This is a genomic window from Polaromonas sp. (assembly GCF_029945925.1).
In the GTDB taxonomy this organism is placed as follows: domain Bacteria; phylum Pseudomonadota; class Gammaproteobacteria; order Burkholderiales; family Burkholderiaceae_C; genus Polaromonas.
This window is the reverse complement of the sequence record NZ_JAQSDN010000007.1, coordinates 1-24,324: the sequence shown is the minus strand read 5'-3', so window position 1 is coordinate 24,324 and position 24,324 is coordinate 1. Positions and strand designations below refer to the sequence as shown.

22 protein-coding genes and 3 pseudogenes are annotated in these 24,324 nt (G+C 58.3%); 14 read left to right on the top strand and 11 right to left on the bottom strand.

The annotated features are described in order from the left end of the window. Nucleotides 1–12 precede the first annotated feature (12 nt). Together PSV40_RS02025 and PSV40_RS02020 are read right to left on the bottom strand one after the other, a co-directional pair. Nucleotides 13–5,925, bottom strand: coding sequence for a DUF3320 domain-containing protein (locus PSV40_RS02025; protein WP_300533555.1), 5,913 nt, complete (start codon nt 5,923–5,925; stop codon nt 13–15). Between the two features lie 428 nt (nt 5,926–6,353). After that, entirely contained in the window at nt 6,354–6,569 is a 216-nt protein-coding gene (locus tag PSV40_RS02020; protein WP_300533554.1) for a helix-turn-helix transcriptional regulator, read from the bottom strand. A gap of 150 nt (nt 6,570–6,719) precedes the next feature. Between PSV40_RS02020 and PSV40_RS02015 the strand changes: the two genes are divergently transcribed. The 12 genes and pseudogenes from PSV40_RS02015 (at nt 6,720) to PSV40_RS01965 (ending at nt 16,014) form a co-directional block, all read left to right on the top strand. Next, nucleotides 6,720–6,959, top strand: a complete 240-nt coding sequence (locus PSV40_RS02015; RefSeq protein ID WP_300533552.1) for a hypothetical protein — start codon at nt 6,720–6,722, stop codon at nt 6,957–6,959. A gap of 34 nt (nt 6,960–6,993) precedes the next feature. Continuing rightward, nucleotides 6,994–8,445 (top strand): tyrosine-type recombinase/integrase, encoded by a 1,452-nt coding sequence (locus PSV40_RS02010; RefSeq protein ID WP_300533551.1) that lies wholly within the window; start codon nt 6,994–6,996, stop codon nt 8,443–8,445. 161 nt (nt 8,446–8,606) lie between these two features. Continuing rightward, nucleotides 8,607–10,430 carry a hypothetical protein gene (locus tag PSV40_RS02005; protein WP_300533550.1) on the top strand — a complete coding sequence of 608 codons (1,824 nt, stop codon included), beginning with the start codon at nt 8,607–8,609 and terminating at the stop codon, nt 10,428–10,430. An 11-nt stretch (nt 10,431–10,441) separates the two neighbouring features. Next, entirely contained in the window at nt 10,442–11,947 is a 1,506-nt protein-coding gene (locus tag PSV40_RS02000; RefSeq protein ID WP_300533548.1) for an AAA family ATPase, read from the top strand. 95 nt (nt 11,948–12,042) lie between these two features. Continuing rightward, on the top strand, nt 12,043–12,276 hold the full coding sequence (locus PSV40_RS01995; protein WP_300533547.1) for a hypothetical protein: 234 nt from the start codon (nt 12,043–12,045) through the stop codon (nt 12,274–12,276). Next, complete coding sequence (locus PSV40_RS01990) at nt 12,273–12,779, top strand: HAD domain-containing protein (RefSeq protein ID WP_300533545.1); 507 nt, start codon at nt 12,273–12,275, stop codon at nt 12,777–12,779. Before PSV40_RS01995 ends, PSV40_RS01990 begins: the two co-directional genes overlap by 4 nt. Next, on the top strand, nt 12,776–13,114 hold the full coding sequence (locus tag PSV40_RS01985; RefSeq protein WP_300533543.1) for an HAD domain-containing protein: 339 nt from the start codon (nt 12,776–12,778) through the stop codon (nt 13,112–13,114). Before PSV40_RS01990 ends, PSV40_RS01985 begins: the two co-directional genes overlap by 4 nt. Then, on the top strand, nt 13,111–13,455 hold the full coding sequence (locus PSV40_RS01980) for an MbcA/ParS/Xre antitoxin family protein (RefSeq protein WP_300533541.1): 345 nt from the start codon (nt 13,111–13,113) through the stop codon (nt 13,453–13,455). Before PSV40_RS01985 ends, PSV40_RS01980 begins: the two co-directional genes overlap by 4 nt. A 148-nt stretch (nt 13,456–13,603) precedes the next feature. Continuing rightward, nucleotides 13,604–13,807: pseudogene (locus PSV40_RS22790) on the top strand (HAD domain-containing protein); the annotation flags it as partial. Between the two features lie 380 nt (nt 13,808–14,187). Further along, complete coding sequence (locus PSV40_RS01975) at nt 14,188–14,559, top strand: MAPEG family protein (RefSeq protein ID WP_300533540.1); 372 nt, start codon at nt 14,188–14,190, stop codon at nt 14,557–14,559. A 1-nt stretch (nt 14,560) separates the two neighbouring features. Then, entirely contained in the window at nt 14,561–15,019 is a 459-nt protein-coding gene (locus tag PSV40_RS01970; RefSeq protein WP_300533538.1) for a hypothetical protein, read from the top strand. Between the two features lie 86 nt (nt 15,020–15,105). Then, on the top strand, nt 15,106–16,014 hold the full coding sequence (locus tag PSV40_RS01965) for a LysR family transcriptional regulator (RefSeq protein WP_300533537.1): 909 nt from the start codon (nt 15,106–15,108) through the stop codon (nt 16,012–16,014). 84 nt (nt 16,015–16,098) lie between these two features. Here PSV40_RS01965 and PSV40_RS01960 read toward each other — a convergent pair. Then, nucleotides 16,099–16,286 (bottom strand): annotated as a pseudogene (locus PSV40_RS01960) (MerR family DNA-binding protein); the annotation flags it as partial. On the opposite strand from PSV40_RS01960, the gene PSV40_RS01955 reads away from it, so the two are divergent. Further along, nucleotides 16,275–16,409, top strand: a complete 135-nt coding sequence (locus tag PSV40_RS01955) for a hypothetical protein (RefSeq protein WP_300533643.1) — start codon at nt 16,275–16,277, stop codon at nt 16,407–16,409. The pseudogene PSV40_RS01960 and the gene PSV40_RS01955 overlap by 12 nt on opposite strands. Before the next feature lie 134 nt (nt 16,410–16,543). Next, a complete protein-coding gene (locus tag PSV40_RS01950) occupies nt 16,544–16,738 on the top strand; it encodes a heavy-metal-associated domain-containing protein (RefSeq protein WP_300533536.1) in 195 nt (64 codons plus the stop codon). Nucleotides 16,739–17,685: 947 nt separating this feature from the next. Here PSV40_RS01950 and PSV40_RS01945 read toward each other — a convergent pair. The 8 genes and pseudogenes from PSV40_RS01945 to PSV40_RS01910 all read right to left on the bottom strand — a co-directional run. Beyond that, the gene (locus tag PSV40_RS01945; protein WP_300533534.1) at nt 17,686–18,303 is read right to left on the bottom strand and encodes an FMN-binding negative transcriptional regulator; all 618 of its coding nucleotides are present in this window, start codon (nt 18,301–18,303) and stop codon (nt 17,686–17,688) included. A gap of 58 nt (nt 18,304–18,361) precedes the next feature. Beyond that, complete coding sequence (locus PSV40_RS01940; RefSeq protein ID WP_300533532.1) at nt 18,362–19,174, bottom strand: helix-turn-helix domain-containing protein; 813 nt, start codon at nt 19,172–19,174, stop codon at nt 18,362–18,364. Nucleotides 19,175–19,726: 552 nt separating this feature from the next. After that, entirely contained in the window at nt 19,727–20,593 is an 867-nt protein-coding gene (locus tag PSV40_RS01935; RefSeq protein WP_300533530.1) for a hypothetical protein, read from the bottom strand. A 37-nt stretch (nt 20,594–20,630) separates the two neighbouring features. Further along, nucleotides 20,631–20,825, bottom strand: coding sequence for a heavy-metal-associated domain-containing protein (locus PSV40_RS01930; protein WP_300533528.1), 195 nt, complete (start codon nt 20,823–20,825; stop codon nt 20,631–20,633). Nucleotides 20,826–21,155: 330 nt separating this feature from the next. Continuing rightward, a pseudogene (cueR, locus tag PSV40_RS01925) lies at nt 21,156–21,536 on the bottom strand (Cu(I)-responsive transcriptional regulator); the annotation flags it as partial. Nucleotides 21,537–21,560: 24 nt separating this feature from the next. Beyond that, nucleotides 21,561–22,610, bottom strand: coding sequence for a 2Fe-2S iron-sulfur cluster-binding protein (locus tag PSV40_RS01920; RefSeq protein ID WP_300533527.1), 1,050 nt, complete (start codon nt 22,608–22,610; stop codon nt 21,561–21,563). A gap of 56 nt (nt 22,611–22,666) precedes the next feature. Beyond that, on the bottom strand, nt 22,667–22,885 hold the full coding sequence (locus tag PSV40_RS01915) for a glutaredoxin family protein (RefSeq protein ID WP_300533525.1): 219 nt from the start codon (nt 22,883–22,885) through the stop codon (nt 22,667–22,669). A 54-nt stretch (nt 22,886–22,939) separates the two neighbouring features. After that, a partial coding sequence (locus tag PSV40_RS01910) for a heavy metal translocating P-type ATPase (protein WP_300533524.1) occupies nt 22,940–24,324 on the bottom strand: 1,385 nt, incomplete at its 5' end.

The window sequence follows — 24,324 nt, the reverse complement described above, 5'->3', positions numbered from 1 at the left end:
CTACTGGTGACCTTAGGCCTGAAGACGTATGTAGCCCTCGGACTCATTAATTTTTTGTTGTGTTTTGAGGGTCTCTACGGCCAGCACGGCTCGCTCCATTGCTGACGATGTCGAGACTGCCATGCCTATTGACCGGCAAACGGACCTGGCCACATCCAGACGGGACGAGTTCCCCGTTTGATGCAGCACGTGCAAAACGAGGGCTGAAAGCTCTTCTATGCATACTTCGTCTATGTGTCTCTTCGAGCCATCGGTGTCGTCTGCTATCCGGAAATAGGTCATCGAGCCGGGCTGGACCGCTTTCGGCCAGTAAAAGACGTTCTCGCCCTCTTCAGTTTTGCGGGCTGTACTCGGTGCCAGAGCCGACAGGCGGCGCACTATCCGTTGTCCAGTCCGACTCAAGCCCCAAGCCCGCGCCACTTTCCTGAACAAGACGGCTTCGGAAACAGGCCCCTCTATCTCAATGATGTCTGCGAGTTGTGCCGCTAGCTGCGACGCGACTTTATAGTCGTAAAACAAATCCGGGCTACCCGGGCTCAAGTCGACGGAGGTGTAGACGGGGATGCTTGGCTGGGTGTTCTCGACTACCTCGGCTTCAAATTCCGGGGAGACTTTCTGCGCCATGTCCCCAGGCGGAAGGTCAACCGGAGGGGCTTCCTCGACAGCCTCTTCGTCCTTCAGGAGAGCTTGAAGGCGCGCAAGGATTTTCTTGGCCTCTTCCTCCGGGTTTAGCCACCAATCGGTTGACCAGATGCGGTGAATGCGCCATCCCAGCTTTTCCAGGATGTGTTGCCGAAGGCGATCACGATCACGTGCGGTAGCGCCGGAGTGGTAGGTGCGTCCATCACACTCGATTCCAATCAAGTAGCGGCCAGGTGCCCGGGGATCTACTACCCCGATGTCAATCCGATAGCCTGAGCATCCGACCTGCGGGTGGACTTCCCAATTGTGGTTTCTCAGGATCCGGATCACGGCTGTCTCGAACGGGCTGTCCGGTTCAAGGCCCGTGGGCGCGCTCTGCTCGACCAGCGCACGCGGCCCTTTGATGGCAAATTCCAGGTAGTGCTTCAGATCGCGGACACCAATTGCCCTGACTCTGGACAGTTCAATTTGCTCCGGCATCAGCGAGCTGTAAATAACGACGGCTTCGCGTGCGCGAGAAATGGCCACATTGAGCCGGCGATGACCACCTTCCCCATTGAGGGGGCCGAAGTTCATCGTTGTCTTGCCGGTTGCGTCGGGCCCGAAAGTGATGGAGAAGAAGATTACGTCGCGCTCGTCACCTTGGACATTTTCGAGGTTTTTGATGAACAGTGGCTCTTGGGGGCGGCCGGCAATCGCACGGTCCAACGCCTGGCTCGAGCGGCGGCGTGCGTCGAGAAGCGTCTCAATCAGTGCCTGCTGCGGCTGATTGAAGGTGACGACGCCAAGCGTCAGGTGGGACTTCGATGGGGTCAGGTAGTGCTGCTCAATACCCTTGACGATGGCCTCCGCCTCTATCCGGTTAGTACGTGTTGCCCCGCGGTCGTAGATGCCGTTGACTCGCTCAAATTTCACCGCTACGTCGTCAGTGACTGGCGACGGGAACGTGACCAGGCATGAATCGTAATAGTGGACATTGCTGAAGGTGATCAGGCTTTCATGGCGGCTACGGTAGTGCCACTGTAGGCTCAGCCGGTTCATTCCCGCACCTAGGCATTCGTCAAGAATGCTCTCCAGGTCTTCCACCTGTTCGTCGCCTCTACCTTCCGAATCCGTGGATTTGTTGAAGAAATTCGTAGGCGGCAGCTGCTTCGGGTCGCCGACTACGGCAAGTTGCTTGCCACGCGCAATTGCGCCAACGGCGTCCCAGACCGGAATCTGTGAAGCTTCGTCAAAGACCACCAGGTCAAACGGTGCGTAGCCGGCATCCAGGTACTGGGCCACCGAAAGCGGCGACATGAGCAGACAGGGCTTGAGTTTGGGTAGAAGAGTTGGCAGTCCCTGCACCAGTTGGCGCACCGGGAGGTGCTTGCGCTGCTTCTGCAATTCCCGACGCAGCCGTCCGAGTTCGCTGTCCGCACCCACCATCGCCCCACTGGCCGTTGGAATCCGTCCGGAGAGGGTGGCGGCAATATATTTTTCGGTGAGTTTCTGGAATCGGGTATCCGATTCGCGAAATTCCCGGATTTTCCGTTCATGGTCTGCGCTGTGGAAGCTGCGCAGCAGTGGGTCGATATCGAGGATCTTCTTAAGCCACCAGTCGCAGTAGCTGAAGTCGAAATGCGTCTCGACATTGGCAAGGTCGATCACGCCCGTCTCGAGATCAGCTACCAGGCCTTGCAGCCCCAGAGAGATGGCTGTGTCTCGCACGTTGCGCCACAAGCACCAAGGCCTTAGCTTTTGCCCGGCCAGGCTCCATCCCGTAAGTACCCCTTGGATACGTGCCAAGGCGGCATTCGCTCCAGCAGGCCCTGCAAGTGGTGCGACAGGCTGGGCTCGCGTGTCCAAGACGTCCATCTTCTGGCGAAGGTCGCGCCAGGCATCCCTGTACGCCAGTAGTGACCGTCCGACGGGGCCCGAAGGTGCCAAGTGCGCACGGTTGTCACTGACCAGTGGCTGAAGATGCAGTCGCAGCGTATTGACGGCTTGCGGATCCACACCCGCAACGCGGGTGACGGCATTGGTGAAGGCCTGAGCCCATTGTTCGTGCAGCGTGAGAATTGACCAGTCGGTCTGGATTCCGTTATAGGCTCCCTGCAGCACCGACTCGGCCTCGGCGTGCATGGTAAGCAGTACCTGGTCTTCATCGTTGACGTCGGCCAAGGCCTCAATCATTCCATCGATTTGCTGCGGTACAGGTCGGCTGCTGTCCGCCCTGAAGCGCATCAACCTTCCCGAGAAAGCGCGTTTGGCGAGCCAGGATTTCGGCCACCATGTCACCTGAGCCTCGGTCCATTGGGACTTGAGCTCAGTGGCGTTCAGTTTTGACAGTTGCGGCGTCCAGCCCGCTCCGACCTTCACCCAGTGTGCGCCACGGGTAACTCCGTGTTTGGCAAGGGACTGGACCATGGCTCTGACCCGTGTGTCGTGGGCTTGTCGGGCAAGGCCCTCCGGGACTTTCGGGGCGGCCAGCAGCACATCTGCCAGTTCGTCCAAGGCAGCATAGTCTTCCAGACTCAGCCCGACAGCTGGATGCTTGATGAAGTCGCCAACGGCCGCTGACTTCTCGATGAAGACCCGAATGGCCTCATCTAGAAGTTTGGACGCGGCGCCCAGTTCGGCAACCCAATTCGGTGACCACTCCGTTTTCCCGATCGCGGCAAGGGGGTGTCCACTCAGGGGGCCAAGATCCTGCGCCATGGCGCATATGCGCCTGGACGTTTCACGCAGCCCGTCCAGCTGTTCCTGAGAGTGAGTAAAAGCGTCAGGCCAGGGCATGGGAGAGGGGGCCCTCTCCGAAGACTGGATGCATACACCAATTGCCGAGAAGGCGGTCAATCCATTGGGATAGACCTTGTGAAGCGCTCCCACTAGGCCATTCAATTCCTGCCGAAAATGTCCGAGGCGCTCAGCCTCGCGATCCCAGTCATTGGCCGTGCGTTCCCCGACAATGTCCAGTGCCTTGCCTAACTGCTGGATCACGTCACTCTTCTTGGCTTTGGAAGAATGGAGTTCCAGACAAAACGGACCCAGTCCAATGTCATTAAGCCGGCGATGAACCACTTCTAGTGCGGCCATCTTCTCCGACACGAACAGTACCGTTTTTCCCTTGGCCAGGTTGTGCGCGATTAGGTTGGTGATTGTCTGACTTTTGCCCGTTCCCGGGGGGCCTTGTAGCACCAAATCTTGACCAGCATCAATGGCACAAATAGCCTTTAGCTGCGACGAGTCCGCCAACAATGGGGCGAGGATGTCTCTGGGTTGGTGGGTGTCGTCGAGTCGGTCGAATTCACCGCTATAGGGTTCGCGTGCGAAGGCTTGCCCCGAGTTCTCAATCAAATGTTTGACCACCCGGTTGCTCTTGAGCTGGGCTGAGCGGTCCTGCAGGTCTTTCCACATGAGGTACTTCTTGAAAGAGAAAATGCCCAGATGAGCCTGTTCGAGCACCTCCCATTTCTTGATGTCCCGTACCGCAAGTCGGAAAGAGTGCAGGACCTTTTTGACGTCGATGCCTTTTTCGTCCGTTGGAATGACCTCCATGCCGCCGACACGCAGTTCAAAGCTGGTCTTCAAAAGCTGTAGCAGTGTTGGATTGACGATGGCTTCATCGTCGTGCCTGCGCAGCCGGAATCCGGAACGCACGGACTGCCGCTCCAAAGTAATGGGGATCAGCAATAGCGGTGCCAAATATTTAGATTCCGAATTTTCTGCTTCCGTCCATTCCAGCAGCCCAAGGGCCAAGAACAGTGTGTTGGCGCCGCCTTCTTCTAGCCCAGTCCGGGCAGCACTGAAGATGGTCAGAAGATTTCCATCCAGAGCATCCTGTCCAACGTTCGCCAGGAGTTCGTTATTGGCCAGCGCCTCGAGGGCCATGTCATCCAAGGGAGCACGACTCGTACGGTTTGCATGAACCTGTCCAGAGCGAGGGTCGTTGCCTTCCATGATGGCAGGCAGGGGACGAATCCGGAATTCAGCGTCGTCGGCAAGCGCGTCTTCCATGCGGCCCAGATCAGGGGCAATGATCTGAAGTGTGGATTTGGTGGGCTTGAAATTCAGGAGCCGGTTGCGAAGCGTCAGATCTAGGAGTTTGGATTTCCAGTTGGAAAGGCGCCCCTCCGGCGTGTCGTCCGCCGCAACCTCGATTGGCGCGAGGAATTCCAGATCGAGTGCAGGAAGGAACGGGGTGGGTTCAATCCCGCTCGGCTCTTCCGAATTATCCGCAGGAATTAGTTTGCTGATGTTGGAGCGCGAGGGCAAAGGCTTGATTTGTACTTCCCGGGCCCGGTGGATATCGATTGCATACCGGAAAGTGTCTTTTTCCTGAAGGTGCTCTTGCCCACGCTCAAGGGCAATACGCAGCGACAGACGCCGGCTATGGTGCAAGGCCACCCCCGTGGTTTCAAAAACCAAAAACTCTCCGGTGGCTACCCGTTTACGAACTGCCTGAACGTCGTCCAACAAAGGATCAGGAAAGCGTGCCGAATGCAGCCATACCCCGACCCAGGCGTGGCCTTCTTTGAACAGCACTACTGGTCGCAAGCCCGCCTGCTCCAAGCAGGAACAGAACAACATTGTCAAGTCCAGACATGTGGCTACTCGGCCATCCAATATGCGATCGGCAGTCCGGATCTTCTGGCCGCCCGATCCAAAGGATGCGGGGGGTTCTGCATACTGAAGGTTTTCGGCGGAAATAGTGCTGTAGATGGCCGACACCTGTTTCCAGACCACGTCCCGGCTTTTGGACTGGTACCCATCCATCGACAATTCGTTGTGCTGCGAGCGCAAAAGCCTGGAAGCCTTGCCCAGTAGAACGTCAACAGCAGGATTGTTGGGCATGCAAAACGCTGCCAGCAATTCTGGTAGCGCACGAGTGCCCGCCCACTGGTCATAAGCCAGCACTTCGATATTCCGGGATCGGGATGCGATCTCGACTCCCCCGGCCTGGACCGAGAGCTTGATGGAAGCAGCGAAGGACTCTTGGAGGTCAGCCAGATACGAATGGTTTGGTTGAAGCTCGATTGGAGAGATGTGCCGTGTCTCACCAACACCCAACCGTTCAAACCGGAGTTTTGTGCCTTCTGAAAATCCTGGATTGCAGCTGATCAGGACGTCTAGGTTCTCAATGGAATCGGGCCCATGATTTGTGATGCGCAGTGAGCGAACGACTGGGACAGAATTCTGGATCGATGCATATCCAAGCGTTGCATCCGCTTCAATCTCAACAGCGATCCCTGCAGGCGTGCAATTTTCTAAAGTGGGGGCAGTTGCACTTTCCGTTTCCATATTGCGCAGTCTCCCTGTGTGCTTTCCGACCCGGCGTTATCTGTTTCACACTGTAACAGTCGGCTTAAGTAACTGAACAATATTTGAGATCCTGCCAAGCAGCGATTTCCCCTGCTTCTCCTCCATTTAGAGGAGAGACATGATGGAAGCCGCTTCGCACTTGTATGCCCACCAAGCAAGTGATGGTTCGTCACTGGAAAAGAACGGATAGGACATAAGCGCATAGCCGCCCTTATGGGGAGAACATACGCCCTGATTTATTCGGAGGTACCTGTCGTGTTCCAAGATGGGGCTGTTCAATCGTAGGCATTCCAAAATTGACCTCCCAATTGACGAACGTTTGCCGCCTTCTAGTAATGCCTGGCCTCATCGCCCACGACTTTGACTTGCCACTGCTGGAACTGGCAAGCGTCAAGCCACTTGTCTAGCTACGATGGCGACGATTCCTCGTGGAACTCAAATAGTTGCCCTACGCTGACATCAAAGTATTTGCATAGGGAGTTGATAGCCTCAAGGTCGACGCGCGTTGCGGTCTCTTGATACAGGAGCGTGATGGTGTTCCGGTGAAGCCCCGTGTCGCGCGCCACGTCGCTGATTTTGAGCTTTCGCTCCCCCATCAGGCGGGACAAGTGGCATTTGATCAAGACACGCTCCACGAATAAATATCATTCAGAATGATAAAAAACACTTGACGATGACATTTATTCCTTCATAATGCCATTCAGGATGACAAAAAATAGCTTTGAATGCTTTTTTGTTGTTCTGATTGTCCCATTAAACCGAAGGAGTGAAAAGTGGCCGCATGCACCTACCTGACGACGGATGAGTTGTCATCCCGAATTAAATACGACAGCCGAACCATACGGGATCGACTCAAAGACAGTGTCCTGCTGGAGGGCCGGCATTACATCCGCCCCTTCGGCGGCCGCAAGACGCTCTACATCTGGGAGCACATCGAATCGGATATGGCGAACCATTCAGGGATGGGTTCCGAGGCGATTCCCTTGGCCAACGGGGGCGTGCTTCATGGGTAGCATTCGCCGGCATGAGAGTACGGGCACCCTCTTCATGGACTTTCGCCATTCTGGACGGCGACTACGCGAGTACACATCGCTTCCGGACAACCTGGCCAACCGAAAACGGTTGCAAAAGGCTCTGGACCGCGTGGAAGGCGAAATCGCCCTCGGCACATTCGACTACCAGAAGACCTTCGGCAAACCGTTACCTTCGAGTCAACCCGTGGCTGAAGCACCTGCGGACGAAAGCACGCCTGAACTGCAACGCCAACCATCGTCCCGCACAGGCACTTCTACCTTCAAGGTATTCGCTGACATGTGGTTCGCGGAGTCGGAAGTCTCCTGGCGGCGCAGCTACAAGGTCACGCAGCGCGGATCGATCGACCAGTACCTCATTCCCTACTTCGGGGAGAAGGAGGTCGGCCAGATCACCAAGGCAGACGTACTGGCATTTCGGGCAACACTCGCCAAAGTAACCACCCGAAAATCCCAAACCACATTGTCCAACCGACGCATCAACTCCGTGATGAAGCCGCTGCGGCAGATCCTCAACGAAGCGGCCGACCGCCTTGAGTTTACTTCGGCATTTCGCAACATCAAACCGCTGAAGATGAAGCGCAGCGACGTGATGCCATTTACCCTGGAAGAGGTGCAGCAGATCCTCACGACGGCGCGGGCGGACTACCGCGAGTACTTCACCGTGCGTTTCTTCACCGGCATGCGCACGGGCGAAGTCCACGGCTTGAAGTGGAAGTACATCGATTTCGAGCGCCGATTGATCCTGGTGCGCGAGGCCATCGTACTTAAAGAGGAGGACGAGCTCAAGACCGACGGCAGCGTGCGTGACATCCAGATGAACGACCTTGTTTTCGATGCACTGCAGGCGCAGTTCAAGGTGACGGGCAAGACGTCGGAGTTCGTCTTTTGCAACCGCAATGGGACGCCCATCGACAACCAGAATTTTCTGAACCGGGTATGGTCGCCGCTGCTTCGCCACCTCGACATACCGCACCGTCGGGCCTACCAGATGCGCCACACCGCAGCAACGCTGTGGCTGGCCTCCGGGGAAGCGCCGGAGTGGATTGCGCGCCAGCTCGGCCACACCAGCACTGAGATGCTGTTTCGTGTGTATAGCCGCTACGTGCCTAACCTGACACGACGAGACGGCTCGGCCATGGAGCGATTGCTCAAGCAGCACATCTCGGTCACGCCGGTGCGCGGGATTGTGGTGCAGCTGCCCGAGGAACGCCCGGCCATCACAGCCAAAGGGAGTGGGGCGCCCACAGACGAGGCGTCTGCGACAGGCTCCGTCGATCTGGCGCGTGCATCGGATGCCGGCGACGGCGAGGGCATCCGCGCGCTGGACGAACTGGGCCCGGATGACGAGGCGATCACCCGCACCTCGGTGGCCGACCTGCGCCGACGGCGTGCGCCTGACGACTCAACGTCCCTGATGTCGCTCCTCAAGAGACCGGAGCTCCCGGCGTTCTTGAAGCAGGACTAGCCGCCACCTCACTGAAAGAGCCATCTGCTGGCCGGAAGGGCAAGGTGCCCACACAGCCAGGTAGGCGGAGCTTTGCCCGAACGAAAAGCCATTCCAGGAAGAACTGCAAAGAGCAGATCTTCCTCCTCCCATTCACTTCAACTCACTACACCGGAACCACCATGAACTTCACCAACTTCGACACCTTCGACACCGACATCAGCGACTTCAACGAAAAGCTGAAAGCGCGCGTTGCCGGCCTTTCCGCCATGTCGGGAAATGCATTCGAGCAATCCGATTCGCCCGCCGCCGGGCCGCACTTCTACATCTCCGACCCACTTGACGAATGCGTCAACGCTTTAGGCCACCTGGCCGATCCCTGGTCGGTGGTGCGCGTCACTGCCCATGTGGGCGCCGCACAGGCCTACGGCATGGACCCGAGCCTGACCGCACAGGGCGAGTTTCCGAATGCCTGCGATTCCTTCATGTCTTTCGCCCGCCTGGGTTCGGGTGACCAGACGGTGGTGTTCCCCACGGCCTATGCCGCCGGCTGGCTGGCAAAGCCAGGCGTGTACGAGATGAAACTGATGAGGCGCCGCGTTCCTGGCACCCCGGACGACACCCTCATGGTTCACCGCTTGAGCGTAGCCCGCAAAGGTCAAGCGGTTACCCCTTGGGGGCTCGACCACCTGGGTCTGCCTGAGCAGCTGCTGTTCGAACTGCACAGGGTGCTGGCTAGCATGAAGCCGGTGCACCAGGCGGTTTGTATAGCTGCAATCAGCAGGCCGGACATTGAGCACAAGCTCACACCCATTGTTGATGACACGAGCGAGCTGGCTGTTGTGCTGGATCCGCACACCTTGAGCTGTGGTATCCACGCGGCCATGGCGCTTTGCGCGCTGGACCTGAACGCCGATGAAGCATCGTTGGCCCGCCTGGCTTGCCTGATCAGCGATCTGGGTGCCTTGCCAGCGACGCAAGTGTCGGCCGGCCTGAAGGGGCCCGACTGTCCTGGCCCAGGCCATGGAATGCAGCCGGCTGACGCCCGCCAAGCGCATCCGCGGACCGCCGCCTTCCTGAAGTCTTTGTTGAGCCGCTTCGCGGAACTGGAGCCCGAGGACGCTGCCTATCTGGAGCGGCTGCTGGGAACCGAGGCACATCGCCCCTTTCGCATTGGAGGCAAACAAGGGGGTCCTTTCAGTGATCGCCCGGTGGACCCGGTGCTGGCGCGCATGGGTTGTGCGATGGGCGATGCGCTGTCGCTGACACGGTCGAACTTGTTAAATGAAATGCGAAGCCAGGGCGCCCGGGCGCATAGCGCATCGGTACAGCTTGGCAGCGAGGACGCTGGGGAACGAGACCCCGTCAAGGGCGCGATCTCGAATTATCAGAACTGGCCGGCGGCGGGTGCAGGTATCGAGAACCCCATCGAGAACAAACTTGGGACTGGCGGTGAGGACTCTTCGGGCAAGGAGAGCCGCGCGGAATCAGGTGACGTTGCTGTGATCCCGTTGGCGGCAATTTCCCCTAGCCCGGACGACCTGCGCTTAGACATCGACGAATTTGATGACGGGGCCGGTGCACCTCGCCCGAGCTTGGCGTGGGCCGCCGGCATGCTCGATGGAGACGGCTGCATTGCCATCATCAAGCAGCCTTTTGCAAACCGTAGGCCCATCTACCGACTCACTGTCTCCGTATGCCAGAACTGCCTGCAGACCCTGGAACACTTCCGCCGCTGTGTGGGCGTCGATGGGGTGATCTATGCGGTCAAGCGCAAGCTCGAGCACAACAAGCAGGTCTACACCCTGAACTACTCGGGACCCAAGGCCTTGCTCCTCATCCGGCGCCTGCGTACCCTGCTGGTCAGGAAACGCCCGGAGGCCCTGGTGGCCATCTCGTTCTGCCTGAACGGCCAGATCAGTCGCCGCTTTGGACCGCACGGCGTGCCTGCCGATGTGGAAGCGGTGCGCGTTGCGCACTACCTCAAGCTGCGCGCCTTGAAGTGAAGGAGTGCACGATGACCTATTCCAGAAAAGACAATCTGCCGATCGGTTGCGGGGACGAGGGCCAGGCGGAGCAGGGAGGAGGAGGTGCCGACGCCCGGTTGTCGGAGCAGAAGGCTTCGCCCGATGCCGCCAACGACAAGCCTGTGGTCGCATCTCGGAAGCGGGGCCCGCCGAGTTTTACGACGCTACCTCGTCCTGGTCGTCGGCGCTTCGAATCTCCGGTGTACTTGCGCTTGAGGACCATCTTGGATTACACCGACCAACCCAGGATCCTGATACCTGTGGAACTGAAGGACGAACTGGAGGACTTGGGAAATATAGATAAAGGTGAGCATGGCAGATTCACCCATCGAAGGGCCCCGCCTTCAATCCTTCAGTCCTCCGAACAGAAGGCGCCGCGGGAATATACAAAGGAGCAAGACGCGCAAGGATCGGGCGCACCTGAGGGCAAGCCAGCCCAGCCCACGCGCCGCGGTGCACTCACCACGAGCATCATGAGCCCGGCGGGCTTCTGCAAGCAGGTCGCAGAACTCCCCAAGAAGGGGCGATTGGCCGTCTACAGCCGCGAGGCCATCAAGAAGCTGGGAAAGGGTGGGGCGGCCACGGACTCAGACGTGACGAAGCGCAACGAAAAACTCTTCGCCCAGCTCGAGCCTAAAGGGGTTCTGCGGCGGATGGGGCTGGCTCGCAGCATCGACGACGTACTTGCGCTGGAACAATCTCACCCGCACTTCTCGGAGGTGATCCAGTTCGTGGCCGACCGCATCTCCCTGCAGAAAGCCAGCCGCCGCCCCGTGCGCATCCCGCCCATGATGCTGTTCGGGCCCCCGGGCGTTGGGAAAACGCACTTTTGCGAGGCCTTGGCCTCCGTGCTTCATGTCCCGGTGCGGCGACATCCCATGGACCAGGCAGAAACCTCCTCGGCGTTGCTGGGATCCGAAATTACCTGGAGCAACACCCGCTACGGCCTGGTGTTCGAGCTACTGGCGATGGGAGATTACGCCAATCCGGTTGTGATCCTGGACGAGCTGGACAAAGCCAGCCGGGGTCAAGGCTCCAGCGGAAGTATGGCTTCCCCAACTGCGGTGCTGCACTCCTTGCTGGAGCCGGTTTCAGCGGTCGGTGTGCGCGACCTCAGTGTGGACATCGAACTCGATGCCAGCTTCATTACCTGGATCGCAACCGCCAACTACCCCTGGCTGATCGCCCCCACGCTCAGATCCCGGATGAAGGAGTTCCTGATCACCATGCCCACGGCGGAGCAGGCGATGCTGGTGGCCATTTCGGTGGTGGCACAGGCGATGAAAGATTCTGGAACCGCCTGGAGAACACTGCCAGACCGGCGCTTCATCGCGGCAGTGGCGCACCTCAGTGCGCGGGAGATGTATCAGGCCACCGCCTCGGCGGCGGCATCGGCCGTCAGGCGGGGAGGGCGCAGCGTGGACGTGATGGATTTGCCGCGAGACGTGCTGCTGGCAGACGAAGCATTCGCAGCGCCGATGACTTTGTTGCACTGAATCTATCAATTAGAAGCAGGGCTAAAAATGCAGAGCAGAGAAATCAGAACCTTCAAACATTTGTACGAAAACCCCAATCACGAGTACCAGTCACTATGAAAACCGACGACCTCATTCTTTTGTGCGGCGACCCGCGCGGCCAGTTCAGGCAAATTCTCAAAGTTGCTGATGTGAAGCGCGCATCCGCAGTCATCTTGTTGGGGGAGATCGAGGTGGCGCGGCCGCTGCACGAAGAGTTGGACTCCATTGCCGGCAAGCTGTGGTTCATCCATGCGCAGCGGGACTTCCGGAAAAAGTACCTGGGTGTGTTCAAGGATGCGGCGCCATGAACCCGGTTCTATTCCTCGACTTCGATGGCGTGCTGCACTCCGAGCCTTCCTTGCCCAAGGAGGCCTTCTCGCAGTTGCCGCTTGTTGAGGCCATCCTCAGGGATTTCCCGTCGGTGGAGATCGTCATTTCGTCCACTTGGCGTCTGGACTGGCTGGGGGGAACTGATGCGGTCGCGGTAGCGCACCTGCGCCGCCATTTCTCCCCGGACATCGCCCCGCGAGTCATTGGCGTCACCCCATTTTTAGGCCGCCTTCAGAAAAATGGGCTTGATGCCCTCCCTTACATACGCGAGCTCGAATGCTGCGCCTGGCTCAAATCGAACCGACCAGCCAGGCCGCTTTGGATGGCTCTGGATGATCGGGATGAATGGTTCTTACCCGGGTGCCCCAACCTCATGAAGGTGGATGGTGGTGATGGCTTCATGCCTTCCGACGAAGACCTGTTCCGCCAACATCTGACGCGCATCACGACAGCGCGACCGAACACCGGGAAAACTGAATGATTCCTTTCCTTGACTTCGATGGTGTGTTCCATCCAGATCCCTGCGTCGCCCAGTTCAAGTTTTGCCAGCGCAACCCGATCGAAGGCATCCTGCGCGAATTCCTGCAGGTGGACATCGTGCTTTCCGCAACCTGGCGCCTTCGCTACCCGCTGGACACTTCGGGCGACACCTTGAAACATCATTTTTCGAGCGATTTCGCCGAATGCATCGTGGGGTCACGCCAAATCACAAGGGCCTGGATCGCAATCAGGCGCCGGACGGCATTGATCTCTAACACGCAGCACACAGAAGAATACGATGACCCGAGGAAAATCTTCGAAGGAGATCAGAAGTGAACAGCAGAAAAAGAAAGCGTATCGTGGGCCAACTTTTCCACTCAAGGTTTCATCACTCCAGATTTCTCTGGCGGTCTTCTGAGGAGCAAGCATGGTTAGACATCGCTCCAGTTGGTCGCGAATTCGGAAGTCCAGACTACGACCGCTTGATGCATTTGGATTGCAAAGTACGCGCCCTGGCTGTTGAAGAGCTCGGAAGCATCGCGGCTGCCGAGCAGTGGTTGATGACCCCCGCGATGGGCCTCGGCCAGCGTAGGCCCGTTGATCTCATGCAAACGATAGATGGCATCGCGCAGGTCACTCAACTTTTGTTACGCATGCGTTATGGGGTCTACGCTTGAATCCGTCACTATCGAATAGACTCATTGAAGTCCATCGGTTTTACCCCCGCGCTTCGCCTTGAACACTTCGGCAGCCGCGGCAGCTGGGTCTTTGTCGCCGTGATTCGCATACGACTTCCAATACACATCAGATACCCGATGGACACCTCAGGCAACCCTGAAGCATTATTTTTCGAGCGACGCCGCTCGCATTGTGGATGTCACGCCGAATCACAAGAACCAGAACCGCAAGCAGGCACCGGACGGTACTGACCTCTATCCACGCGAACGGGAGTGCGTCGCTTGGCTTCGCGCGAACAGGCTGCATAGCAGGCAGTGGCTCGCGCTGGACGACAAGCCGTATCTGTTTTAGCGCCTTTCCGCAAACATCTGCGGGCCACCAGTGCGGCGACGGGGTTTATCAACTCGGACGGAACGCGTGCGTTCACGGCGCTGGCACTGGCCAACATCTACCTCAGTCGACAACGGTTGATGGCACAGGTGCGCCCATGAGGGCAACAAACGGGCCCAAAGGCCCGAGAAACTGTCCGGTAGGGTCACAAGAGCGGCCATTTGGCGTCCAGCTTGAACCCAATCGCTCTGTCATCGACCCGTGTGGACTCTTTGACGGAGCTTATTCAGCGTAGCCATAACTCCAGGTAATCGTCACCATGAGTAGAAGTGCTTTTACTTTGCCGGTGCAGTGGTTTAGCCTTGAGGCAGGCAGGCAAACCAACCGATTAGGAGTTCGAATTGTTATACAGCGCGTATGTCGCAGCAACATTGTCATTGCTGCTCGTAACACTTTCCCTGAATATCTCGCGACTAAGGCTCGCGCATAAAGTCAGCTTCGGCGACGACGGAATTAGGGCGCTCACGCTGGCCGTCCGCGCGCACGGCAACTCGCTCGAACAGTCGATGATCTTCATCGTGCTGCTTTATTTCATTGAAGTGAACGGGAATGCCGACGCGCGCTTTGCGCTTGCACTCGGCAGTGTATTTGTACTCACCCGCATCATCTATTGCGCCGCCCTGTTCAAACGCACCCTGCTAATCCGCCAGCTGGCGCATGCTGTGACGGTGCTTCTGCAGATCGTGACAGCTGTCATTCTCCTGGTGCACTGACATGGAAGACGATAGCAAGAAAATCGCACTCTACAAAAAAATCAACGGTTTCACCGGCCCTCTCTCCAGATCTCGGAATCACTGGCGCACTAAAGTCATCGCCAAAATCCTCGCGCAATACACTTGGCTGAAAAACAAAGGTCAGCGCAAGGCCACTGTCGAGGACATCACCCAAGAATGGCGCCGCATGTTCGGCTTGAATCAGTTCTGGAAAATCGAGAAAATCGAAAACGACACCGCTTACTGCGAGATCCATTTTGCATGTTCCCTCGAAAAGACCGGCGACGTGCAAGCCTGCCACCGTCTGATGGAATACGACCGCGCGCTTCTCAACAATATCGGCGGGCAATTGGTGGTTCTCGAGTCGCGCGCCGATCCCAATGTGTTGGGTTTCTGCAAGGTCGCCATCCGTACACGCGACGATAAGCGAGGAGATCTGATCCCCGCCTACCTGAAATAGAGCCCCGTGCCTCTTCCATCTGCTTGTCGCTCTTGAACATATGATCTTGTTCTCAAGAACACAGTCTGGCGAAGAGGAGACATTACATGTTGTACCTGGAAATCAAGCATTTTCGGCTGGTGACCAACATTGCCGAGGTCGGCAACCTGACCCGAGCAGCGCACATGCTCTGCCTGTCGCAGCCGGCATTGAGCAAGCAACTGGCCGAGCTTGAAGAAAGACTCGGCTTCGCACTGTTTCACCGCACCAGGAAGGCGATGTGCCTGACCGAGCCGGGAAGCGGCTTTCACAGGCATGCAAGAAAAATCCTTGGCGACATTGACGCACTCGAAACCGACCTGAAACGTTACGGCAAAGGCGCCACAGGCAAACTCAGGATCAGCATAGATCGCGTGCACCATGCCGGCTGGCTGCCTTCAGTCATGAAACAGTTCCGTACACGCCATCCCCGCATTGAGCTGGAAGTCAAACAGGTTCCGGAACTGCTGCGCAGCCTGCAGCAAAAGGAAGTTGACATCGCGATCGTCGGCGAAGCGATCGAAGTGACGGGGATCAACTACGTCCCGCTCAATGAGGATGAACTGGTCGCCGTACTGCCGCCTAATCATCCGCTGAGCACGAAAGATTTCATTTCAGTGCATGACCTGGCGGGTATGGACATGATTTACTACTTCGAGCTGGAGCAGTCCTATCTGTACCGCCGATTCCTCTACCCTAACCGCATCAATCTGGGGTCATTTCAACGTATTCAGAACATCGATGCGATCATCGAGTTGGTCAAATCCGGCGAGGGGATGAGTATTCTTCCGAAGCGTCTGATAGCCGATGCAATCAGAACGCGAGTGTTTGACGTGCGACCAATAGGTCAAGCCGGGTTCATGTTCACCTGGTACGCGGCCTTATCACCTGAATCGGACCAGCCTTACTTGACGGAGTTTGTTGACTTGCTTAAATTTGAACTGGGTGAGCCAAATCAGCCATATTCGGGCGAGTGAAGATGTCTTGGCCTATATCGTGCAAGTCTATTCCACAAACGGATATTCCCGACGACCGAGGCCGAACGTGGTCACAGGAGTGTCGCTACTTGAACGTCGTCGGCTTTGCCAAAGTTTGAGTAGCTCAGCAAACTCTGCCATGCTAAAGCCCAAGTCCCTGGAGCGCTTGATAAAGCGAAGCGTATGAACCGCTTTGTCGTTGTACTGGCGGTAACCTGAGTCCGTTCGGTCACGCTGGGTTGAAGGCCCAGGAACTTGTAATGCCGCACCATTTTGGCGGAGACATCGGGTTGACGAGCGGCTTCCCCAGTGTTGAACGGCCCGCCAATATTCAGCTGATTCTCGTGTTAATTCCTTTCCAACGGCGCAGCAATCAGGGCATTCGTCACATCTGAACCCTACCACCCTGACAGGGTCAAGCAGGAGGAAGTCAATTCCCTGGCCCTTATGTGGAAATGTGACGAAACATCTTGACCTTGCCACGGTGGCAAGCTCTAAAGTCAGGCATTCCAATTTTTAGGGGCTTTCTATGCTTGAGTTCAACCTGCCAGACATGACCTGCGGCCATTGCGCTAGTACCGTCACCAAGACCGCCAAGCTCGTCGATCCCAAGTCCAAGGTGGATGTCGACATGAACACCAAAAAGGTCAAGATCGAATCGACCGAAGACCGGTCGGATTTCGTCGACGCGCTGACCGAAGCTGGTTACCCGCCTGCACTTTGAGATCCGGCTAACCGCACGCCACCCGGCGTTTGAAATGCGATATCTCTGGACGGCATATCAGCTATGGCGCTACCCCGGTGGATGAGAACTACGGAAGACAGGCGCTGAACTGGACGAGGTGCCGAGCCTAGCAACCGTGGATCCGCTGTACGCCGGTGCAAAGCCTCCACCCGAAGTGCGAAAGTTGGTGGTTTGTCCCTGATCCAACCTGGCGGAAAATCACATGACGGAACCGTCGTGGGTATAAGCACGCATATCGAACTTCATGACCACCCCAGGGTCACCTTTGCCGATCTTGCGCTCACCTAGAGTTACGAACTCCTGGGCGACATACTCCCCCGCCGGGATCTCCTGCCATCCGCGCTCGGGCAGCTTGTCGCCTCGGTAGGCCGCACGGCTACCAAATCCGGCAACCGGTTGAAGAACAATCTTAGCCGCGCATCCCAGAGCCGTTGCGCGTCTTCAGCCACTACCATCTCAGTGCGGGGTACATGCTCCAGCAGGACCTCCTGCACAGCATCAGACACGCCCAGCGCACTCATTCCCGATGGGTCACTAAAGAGCGCGAGGTTGCGCTCATCGGCGTATAGTGCGTGAGTCCGTGTGGTTGGCGTCAAGACCACTGCCTCCTATATAGATACGCCCCGCGCAACGCAGCACTGACCGGTTCCTCAACGTAAAAGTCAGTAAGTGCGTATTCCGGTCTACTTAACCATCTGTCCCGGCGATCGTTGACCAGCAATCCTAAAGTTCTGGTCTTGACCATGTTGACTATTGACTTACACGGCAGAGCGACTTGATTCTATCGGTCATGTAATAAATATTTGCTTAGAGGGCAGAATGCGGCCAGGAGCGGTCCTTTGACTTTCGTGCTAATTTGCAGCCAAGCTGCGTACCGACACATGCTTCGGCCCCCAAGATTCCAATGACTTCCGACCAAACCGTGGCTATGGCTTGATCAGGGTTGCAACCGCTTTCGCCGACGGTGATTCTTCAAGCGCAAGGTGCCGAATGAGATTGAGTCGATCAGCCTCGGTGCGTTGCTGCGAGAGAAAACGCTTCCCGGTCATCTCCACAATATCGATTTCAAACCCAACAAGCCGTTCTGAGGCATTTTGAAGAAACTCTGGCGAAATATCGTCGATTGACCACGGGTTCTCACGTCCCGCTTCCTGAGAAGCGGTCAATTTTGCGAGGTGAGACATCATCCATTGGCCATCCCGCACTAATCGCATGTTTCCACGAACTTGCACGGCAACGTAGTTCCAACTTGGCGCCAATCTGCCACTGCGTTGGCCGTTGATGTACCAGCGCGGGGAGATGTAAGCATTCGGGCTTTGAAAAACAACCGTCACACCACTCCCATCTGGCGTGGTGCGCAGCAGCGAGTGGTCTTTCGCTACGTGACCTGCAAGGCGGCCATTTGCGTCATCCTCAAGCAGATCCAGCGGCAGCAGATTCGTATCCTCTCCGGTGACGGTGAAGAGCGTCGCGAGGGGGTAAGCACGCATGAGCTCATGCAGCTCGCTACGCTTTTCGATAGCAAAAATAGGTTGGATATGCATGCGCTGGTCGATTTGAAAAACTTAATTGTCCAGCGCCCATGAGTTCGTGTCTTGAACGTTACGGCCATGTCGCCACCAAAAATTCAGGATCGACGATGGGCGCGGTCGCTGGCCGCGCGGGCGTGAAGCCGCTGAAACGTCGGAATTCACGTGTCATATGCGACTGATCCGCGTAGCCAACCGCGTCGGCCAGATCGCTGAGCGAGGGGTGCCGTCGCGACTTCAACATGGCCATCGCACGCTGAAAGCGGAAGATGGCGGCCAAGGTGCGCAGAGGAAGGCCAGCCGCAGCCACCACATCACGGCGCAACGTCCGCCGTGCCTTGCTGTTTGATGCCAGCAGGTCGTCCAACGTTTCTGAACTGCCTGCACGAATCAACTCGATGGCTTTCAATGCGCGATTCTGTCCAGCACTGCACGCCGCCTGCGATGTCTTTTTCAAAACGACGCTCTCGATTGCGCTGCGCATTTCCTCAAGAGACTTTGCTCGAAGTAGCTGCTGTGCCGGTTCACCTAAAAGCTGCGCAGCATGCGTGCCGACAACGACGACATTTCGCATGGCCGACGGGCATAGCCCCAAACAGGCGCCACCCCAGCCGACCTGGAAGCGCACCCCCAGGCTGACCGTGTCCGGACGTGTATTCATTGTCCCGGGCACGTCAGCAGGTCCACTCAAGGCGAGCCACGAAGCAATGATTGATCCGTCCGGGCGAGCGGTGCAGTGTGCGACAAGATCCATGCGACCATCGGGAAGCAAGACTTGGGTCGTTCGCACGTGGACCCGATAGCGCCAGAATGCTTCTACCCGACCAGGGTCGAGGGCGCCAAGCGAAAGCTCTTCATAGGACTGATTTGATAGCGAGCTGAGCATCGCGACATCCTAACCCCATAGGACTCTATCCCGCTGTCGCCTACAACCAAGGTTCTGCTTGCGAGATAAATGTCTGATCTGGAACGAAGCGACTACCACTCCGGGCCCTTTGCGGTAGTTGCCTCTTCTCCGAAGCTGACATTCGGTGGGTAACACCAGCGAGGTGGTCAGCGTTTACCGGAATGGTGGTCAATGATTACCAGCATCTGCATCGATCACTCCTAATTTCTCTCTGCTTTTTAAACCGGCCGGCCGCCGTGTGTCGGCATGACGAGACCCGCAGGCGTTCCACGCTGGCAGGAGATCGATACCCTGGCGAGGCTCGATGCCAGTGTCACGTCGTCACACTGGAGACGTCACCGTTGATCAATATCTGACAAAAGAGCCCGGGCCCTCGCCATTGAACACCAAACTTTTTTGCTGCGTACGGCGGCAAATTATGCAAACAGTGACCTTACGCTATTCTGCACCTCCCCGGTGTGCGACTCGCGCAAAGGGGAGCGACAGCATCTGGACTCTCAACGAACGGGTGTCCACGTGAAATGTTGGAGGTTACGGCGCTGCCAGGACAGCAACGACGAACGGCACAGTTCGCACCTGACCGTCGGCCTTGAACTGGATCCACAGCGCATACCGACCCGCACGGGGAGGCGTTGCGTGGAGCATAAGCTGGGCGGGGGTGGCAGCCTTTGAGTGACCAGGTGACCCGTGCATCCCGTGCGAGGCGTGGCCGCCTTTCGGAGCGTTCGCCGCCATAGCGTGCGCGTGAACATAGCCGAGGTCGTCGGTACTCACGAACACCGCATGCGCCGGCACTCCGAGATAGAGCCCAAGGTCTGTCGCCGGTTTGCCGTTTTTTAGCACGGTCAATGCCATCATGCTTGCCTTCCCGGCCCGCAATGCCGAGGCATCCAGACTGACCGTATAGGGGCCGTCGGAGCCTTTGACCGCCCCAACGGGCACCCGTTGCGGCACTGTCGCGCCCGTTGCAATGCCCACTGGTATTTCGAAGCGGACAACCTGTTGGCCGAGACCCTTCGGCATGGCGTCGGCGTAGACATGGTAGGTTCCGGGTTTCGGAAAGCGCATCGCGACGCTGAAGCGTCCGTCCGACCCACGCTTGCCCGCATGCTCGTGCACGAAGCTCGAGAAATCGCTGTCGGTCGCCAGCACGTGGAGTTCTTGCGTCAGTTCCTCATCGAACTGCGTGATGGGCCGACCCGTCGCCTTGTCGGTGAAAGCGATCAGCAACTCGCGTGTGAGCAACCCGGTCTCCCGGACCACGAGCTCGGCAGTGACCTTCTCGGTCACACTTGGAAGGGCAAAGGTGCCCTTCAGGGTGGCCTGTGCCGCGAACGACGGCAGTGCCGCGGTTCCTGCCACCGTCGCGCCGATCGCTAGAAGATGCTTGATGTTCATGAGTCTTGCTCCTTGATCAGTCGGTCGTCACTTCGGCTCACTGCTTGTCCGGATACCCAGCCTCGCTAAGCACCGCGAGGAAAGCGCTTTCGCCTAAGGCGCTATCGACTCGAACTTCACGCGCGGGCGGGTCGGTTTCGATGTGGGCTTGCGGGTCGACGCTCAGCAGCGCCTTGGTGACGGACTTGGCGCAGCCGCCGCAGGTCATGTTTGGAATGTAGAAACGAAGCATCTTGATTTCCTGGTTGGTTAATGTTCGACTAATATGGGGTTTGACAGCGTGGTAAGGTCAAGCGCTTTTCAGCGAAATTTTTTACTTCGACTTCAATTGCGAAGTTCTTGCCCGCGATTGAGCGAACCCGAGAACGGATGAGCATCGAAGAACGCTTACCTCGGCTGGGAAAGAACGATGCCGAGAAAGCTTGTGCACGTTCACCTCTGTTCACGAATGAGCCACCGTAGCGGCGCGATGGTGTGACGAGGCAGGCGTATCGACCCCAAACCGAGGCGTCCTCTGTGGAGCCTGTGAAGGCTGTTCCGTCGCCGCTGCGGCAGTGGGCTCAGCCAGATCTACAATGATCGGGCAATCTGGGCGGTCATTGCCGTGGCAGTGATCTGCCAGGTGCTCGAGCGTTTGCGCCATCGCTTGCAATTCGGCGATCTTCGCCTTCAGTCCGGTGACATGGGAGAGCGCCATCGCCTTGACGTCAGCGCTCGCGCGGTCACGGTCGCGCCACAAGACAAGTAATTCCGAGATCTGTTCGACAGAAAATCCAAGGTCGCGTGCGCGACGGATGTAGCGAAGGCTATGCACGTCCGGCGAGCTGTAATGTCGATAGCCTGCTTCAGAACGAGTGGCTTGCGGAATCAAGCCAATCTGTTCGTAATAGCGAATCATCTTCGCCGAGACGCCGGAAAACTTGGCTGCTTGACCGATATTCATCATTCTCTTCTCCTAGGGGACTCATCAAATGCCACGCGAAAAACCGGGGACCTGGCTGCGCGCTGGTGGTTCTTCGGGCGTAAAGAAAACATCGGCATGCAGGTCCTCAGACCGCAGCCCGCGTGCCGTACTGATCTGCATGGCCGCTTTGACCATCGGTGGTGGTCCGGCGACATAGGCTTTCCAGCCATCAAAATCCTGCAGGTCCTTGGTGACGGCATCGGTCACGAAGCCGGTGCGCCATACCGACCCCAAAGGAGCATCGGAGAGGACGGTCGTAAAGCTCAGGTTGGGGTGCCGTTGCGCCAGGCCCTCGAAATGGTCGACGAGATAGAGATCGCGGTCGCCGCGCGCTCCAAAATAGACATGAATCGGCTGCTTCATGCCGCGTGCAATGGCCGCCTCAACGATCCCTTTGATCGGCGCTAGTCCCGAGCCACCCGCGACGCATAGGATCGGCCCAGTATGCTGCTCGCGCAGGTAGGAAGAGCCGAATGGCCCTTCGACCAACACCGGATCGCCAAGCTTCAACAGCGCGTGGATGTGCTGGGTTGCGGCTCCTCCCGGCACTCGGCGGATGTGAAATTCGAGCGCTCGTTCACCCGGCCCGCTTGCCATTGAATAGTCGCGAGTGGGAGCACCCGGGAACGTCAGTCGAGCGTATTGGCCCGCCGTAAAGACCAGCGGATCAGCCCCGTCAATGACGAGCTGGATACGCTTGATGTCGTGCGTAGCGTCTGCTATCGCTGCCACACGGCAGTTTAGACGGCGGCGCGGATGGGATAGGGTTTCCTCGTCGTCGCCAAGCCAGGCGACGACCGCATCCGTTGTCGGGATCGCGCGGCAGGCGAGGATCAGTCCCTGCGCCTTCTCCTCATCAGAGAGCGCGAAGCGGCTGGGATCGAGAAGATCGACCTCGCCGCTGACAAGGCGCGACTTGCAGGACCCGCACCGCCCGGAGCGGCAGCCATGCGGATAGGCGATGCCGTCGGCGAGCGCCGCTTCCAGGATGGTGACGCCCTCCGGCACTGCGATGGTGCGTCCGGCCGGGCGTATATCGACATGTTTCGTCATGGTTCTTTCTCAGGTGGTATGTGACAGGCCGAGCGCTACAGTCAGGCCCGGTTTTGCTATGGGAACGAGCCGTAGAAGACCCGCTCACCCGCCAAGCCGATCGGTGTGACAGGCACACTGTTATGCGCCTTGGCTTGCGCCATGATCGTGGGGTCGGAGAGGTCGCGTTCTTCGAATGCGATCCCCTCTCTCTCCAGCCAAGCCGTCAGCGTCCTGCAGTCAGGGCAAGTCGGTGTCGTGTAGATGATGACTTGGGGATGAGATGCGCTAACCATGAAGGTCTCCTCAATCTTGTATTGGTATTCAGTTAGGCGGCTTGCGGCCCAGGATCAGTGCTCGTTCACCAGGCGTGACTTGAGCGCTGCCGCTCCGTTCGCCGGGGTTTCGGTGGGGGTCTCGACCGTCATCGGTGCCCGGAAGCGCTTGAGCCGGAGAGCATTGCCGAGCACGAAGACGCTGGAGAGCGCCATCGCGGCCGCAGCGAAGATCGGCGAAAGCAAGGTGCCGTTCACGGGGTAGAGCGCGCCCGCCGCGACCGGGATCAACACGGCGTTGTAGGCGAAGGCCCAGAACAGGTTTTGCTTAATGTTGCGGATCGTCGCCTTGCTAAGCGCGATGGCATTCGGCACGCCACGCAGGTCGCCCGACATCAACACCACGTCAGCCGCCTCGATCGCGACATCGGTTCCCGTGCCGATGGCGAGCCCAACGTCCGCTTCGGCGAGCGCCGGTGCGTCGTTGATGCCGTCGCCCACGAAGGCGACCCGCGCGCCGTTGATCCGGAATCTCTTCAGCGCCGCGACCTTTCCGTCGGGCAAGACCTCGGCCGCGACTTCATCGATGCCGAGCTGCTTGGCGATCGCCGCGGCCGTAGCTGCGTTGTCGCCGGTGATCATCGCGACCTTGAGTCCGAGCGCGTGCAGCGCCTTGATCGCCGCGGGCGTCGTCTCCTTGATCGGATCGGCGACCGCGATCACCGCCGCCAAGCGGCCGTCGATCGCTGCATAGAGTGGACTCTTGCCTTGCTCGCCAAGACGCTCGGCGGTCGGCTGGAAGCTCGCGACATCGATACCGAGCAGCGTCATGAACCGGTCCGCACCTACGGCGACGGTCCGACCGGCGACCTCGGCCGACACGCCGAAGCCCGGTGTTGCGTCGAAGCCCTCGATGGGTGCGAGCGTGATGTCCCGCTGCTTTGCGGCTGCGACGATTGCTTCGGCGATCGGATGCTCGGAGCGGGTCTCGACCGCCGCAACGAGAGCAAGAACTTCGTTGTATTCGAAGCCGTCGGCGGGAACCAGGTCCGTCAGTTCAGGGCGTCCTTTGGTCAGTGTGCCGGTCTTGTCGAGCGCGATGACGCTCACATCGCGCAGCGCCTGCAAGGCTTCGCCCTTGCGGAAGAGAATGCCGAGCTCGGCCGCTCGCCCCGTACCGACCATGATCGAAGTCGGCGTGGCCAGCCCCATGGCGCACGGGCAGGCGATGATCAGAACCGCGACCGCATTCACAAGCGCGAAGGTCAGCGCCGGATCCGGACCGAAGATCAGCCAGACCAGGAAGGTTAGCGCGGCCGCTGCCATCACCGCCGGTACGAACCACATTGTCACCTTGTCGACCAGCGCCTGGATCGGCAGCTTGGAACCCTGGGCTTCTTCGACGAGGCGGATGATCTGCGCGAGCACCGTGTTCGCGCCGACCTTGGTGACGCGGAAAC

What these genes read in the sequence shown, in the direction of transcription:
- PSV40_RS02025 (WP_300533555.1), bottom strand. Translation starts at nt 5,925, where the DNA reads ATGGAAACGGAAAGTGCAACTGCCCCCACTTTAGAAAATTGCACGCCT.
- PSV40_RS01985 (WP_300533543.1), top strand. Translation starts at nt 12,776, where the DNA reads ATGATTCCTTTCCTTGACTTCGATGGTGTGTTCCATCCAGATCCCTGC.
- PSV40_RS01945 (WP_300533534.1), bottom strand. Translation starts at nt 18,303, where the DNA reads ATGCATATCCAACCTATTTTTGCTATCGAAAAGCGTAGCGAGCTGCAT.
- PSV40_RS01955 (WP_300533643.1), top strand. Translation starts at nt 16,275, where the DNA reads ATGCCGCACCATTTTGGCGGAGACATCGGGTTGACGAGCGGCTTCCCC.
- PSV40_RS01915 (WP_300533525.1), bottom strand. Translation starts at nt 22,885, where the DNA reads ATGGTTAGCGCATCTCATCCCCAAGTCATCATCTACACGACACCGACT.
- PSV40_RS01995 (WP_300533547.1), top strand. Translation starts at nt 12,043, where the DNA reads ATGAAAACCGACGACCTCATTCTTTTGTGCGGCGACCCGCGCGGCCAG.
- PSV40_RS02000 (WP_300533548.1), top strand. Translation starts at nt 10,442, where the DNA reads ATGACCTATTCCAGAAAAGACAATCTGCCGATCGGTTGCGGGGACGAG.
- PSV40_RS01950 (WP_300533536.1), top strand. Translation starts at nt 16,544, where the DNA reads ATGCTTGAGTTCAACCTGCCAGACATGACCTGCGGCCATTGCGCTAGT.
- PSV40_RS02010 (WP_300533551.1), top strand. Translation starts at nt 6,994, where the DNA reads ATGGACTTTCGCCATTCTGGACGGCGACTACGCGAGTACACATCGCTT.
- PSV40_RS02005 (WP_300533550.1), top strand. Translation starts at nt 8,607, where the DNA reads ATGAACTTCACCAACTTCGACACCTTCGACACCGACATCAGCGACTTC.
- PSV40_RS01965 (WP_300533537.1), top strand. Translation starts at nt 15,106, where the DNA reads ATGTTGTACCTGGAAATCAAGCATTTTCGGCTGGTGACCAACATTGCC.
- PSV40_RS01935 (WP_300533530.1), bottom strand. Translation starts at nt 20,593, where the DNA reads ATGAACATCAAGCATCTTCTAGCGATCGGCGCGACGGTGGCAGGAACC.
- PSV40_RS01940 (WP_300533532.1), bottom strand. Translation starts at nt 19,174, where the DNA reads ATGCTCAGCTCGCTATCAAATCAGTCCTATGAAGAGCTTTCGCTTGGC.
- PSV40_RS01920 (WP_300533527.1), bottom strand. Translation starts at nt 22,610, where the DNA reads ATGACGAAACATGTCGATATACGCCCGGCCGGACGCACCATCGCAGTG.
- PSV40_RS01990 (WP_300533545.1), top strand. Translation starts at nt 12,273, where the DNA reads ATGAACCCGGTTCTATTCCTCGACTTCGATGGCGTGCTGCACTCCGAG.
- PSV40_RS01930 (WP_300533528.1), bottom strand. Translation starts at nt 20,825, where the DNA reads ATGCTTCGTTTCTACATTCCAAACATGACCTGCGGCGGCTGCGCCAAG.
- PSV40_RS01970 (WP_300533538.1), top strand. Translation starts at nt 14,561, where the DNA reads ATGGAAGACGATAGCAAGAAAATCGCACTCTACAAAAAAATCAACGGT.